The organism is Nocardiopsis protaetiae, assembly GCF_045446735.1.
Taxonomy (GTDB): domain Bacteria; phylum Actinomycetota; class Actinomycetes; order Streptosporangiales; family Streptosporangiaceae; genus Nocardiopsis; species Nocardiopsis protaetiae.
This window is the reverse complement of the sequence record NZ_JBJJBV010000484.1, coordinates 1-2,245: the sequence shown is the minus strand read 5'-3', so window position 1 is coordinate 2,245 and position 2,245 is coordinate 1. Positions and strand designations below refer to the sequence as shown.

Here is a 2,245-nt window from a genome sequence, read left to right as displayed (position 1 = left end):
CCCGCGCGCGGGTGGTCGTAGGTGATGGCGTACTCGGTGCCGCCGACCTCGACCCGCCAGTTGGAGGGCTGGGCGATGGGCAGCCGCCAGTTCAGGTTGAACGTGAACGTCCCCCCGTTGGCCGGGATGGACTGCCAGCCCGGCACGGTGATCTGCGCCCGGTGGAAGTCCCCGTCCAGGCCGCCGATGTTGTTCGCCCGGCTGTGCCCGATCTGGAGGTGGGTGAGCCCCAGCCCCGACTGGTCGCCCATGTTGCCCGGGGCGGAGGTGCCGTAGTCGAACGTGATCTCGGCCCCGCCGGGGATCGCCGCCGCCGAGTTGTTGGTGATGGTGACCTTGGGGTTGATGGGGTAGTTGTTGTCCCCCAGCGCGAACTCGTGGAACTCCACGTCCACGTCCAGGACCTCGGCCGGGGCCGTGGTCTCGGCCTTGACCGCGCCGTAGGGCCCGGCGTCGCTCAGGGTCTCGTGCAGCGACGTGATGAGCGTGTCGCCCATCTCGTACTGGCCGGCGCCGGAGTTGTAGGAGTAGTCGCCCGCCATCTCCCAGATCATGATGCCGCCCAGGCCCGTGTCGGACACGTAGTCGGCCTTGGCCTGGATGGTCTGCTCGGCGTCACCGGTGAGGAACGTGCGGGTCTGCGGGTTCCACCACCACTCGTTCTTGGTGACGTCGTCCCAGTGCCGCTCGTAGGTGCCGACCAGGGAGCCGTCCACCCCGTAGTCGTCCACGTAGTCGCCGACCACGCCGTCCTCCAGGTTGAGGACGTGCCAGATCGGGTTCGCGCCCGCCGGGATCTCCCCGCCGGTCACCGGGTCGCTGTCGTGCCACAGGTTGTCGATGCCGCCGGCCCCGTTGCCGCAGGGGGTGTTGACGCCGGTGCCGGGCGGGCACTGCGTCTGGTTCGGCAGCGCCGACCGCCCCCACAGCCCGTTCGTGCCGCCCTGCACGTCCGTCCAGCCGCGCGTGTAGAACGGCACCCCCAGGTTGATCCGGCCCGCCTGCATCGCGCCCCGGAAGTAGTGGTGGGCCCAGTCGGCGTTGAGGTAGCCGATGCCGTTGTAGGCCCCGTACACCGCGCTCAGCTCGGGGTCCAGGCCGCTGTCGTACAGCGCGCCGTTGTGGCCGACGAAGTGGTTCCAGGTGCCGTGCAGGTCGTAGGTCATCATGTTGACGAAGTCCAGGTACTGCACGACCTGGTGCACCTCCTGGCCGCGCAGCAGCCACCCGGAGGCGGGCACCGCGGCGGTCAGCTGGTAGTAGGTGCCGTCCTCGGCGGAGGCCTCGTCGAGCTTCTCGCGCAGGACGCGCATCAGCTCCTCGTAGCCCTCCCACAGCAGGCCGCGCCGGGCGTCGGAGATCCAGAAGTCGTCCGGGCTGCCCGCGCCGTTGTTGGAGGTGGCGTACTCGTAGTCGATGTCCAGCCCGTCGAACCCGTACTCGCGCACGAACTCCACGGCCGAGTCGGCGAAGGTCTCGATGCCCGCGTGGTTGACCCCGGTGGAGGTCGTCGTCATCGAGTAGAACCCGCCGCTGGCCACCCGGTCGCCGTCCGCGCCGAAGTACCCGCCGGTCTCGGCCCAGCCGCCGACCGCGACCAGGGTCTTGACCCCGGGGTTCTCCTTCTTGAACTTGTTGAGCAGGTTGAAGTGCCCCTGGTAGTCGAACTCGGGGTCGGGCTCCAGCCCCTCCCAGGTCATCCCGGTGGCCGGGTTGTCGGGGGTGTCGGCGCCGACGGAGACCCGGTTGTCCGGGCCCACGTGCGCGAACGCGTAGTTGATGTGGGAGATCCGGTCCCAGGGGATGTCGTCGGCCAGGTACTCGGGCTGCCCGTTGGAGCCGTTGCGCCAGCTGGTGAAGTACCCGATGACCCGGCGGTCCAGGTCGTTGGGGAGCTTCTCGCGGCCGTCGGTGTCGTAGATGTCGCAGTAGGGGACGTCGACGCCGGGGGTGGGGTACAGCCCGTCGGGACGGCACTGGGCGTCGGAGGAGGCTGACACTTCGGCCGGTGCGACCGGTGCGGCGTGCGCGACCGCGGGGGTGAACAGCGCGCCGGCCGCCAGGGTCAGCACCGCCAGGGCGGAGCCGAGCCGGCGGGCGGTTCCGCCGCGGGGTCGGGTGTCGGACATGGGGGACCTTCCTCGGGATCTCGGGGGATACGCCGGGCCCGGACGCGGGCACGGCAGAGGACCCCGCCGGTGTGCGGGCCGGGGGGAGCACAGGGGAGAAGAAGGGGTGGTGGGGC

1 protein-coding gene is annotated in these 2,245 nt (G+C 70.5%); it reads right to left on the bottom strand.

The features are described from left to right. Positions 1 to 2,129 (bottom strand): glycosyl hydrolase family 18 protein (locus tag ACJOT3_RS34115; protein ID WP_406977260.1); only part of this gene is annotated, 2,129 nt, incomplete at its 3' end. Positions 2,130 to 2,245 lie beyond the last annotated feature (116 nt).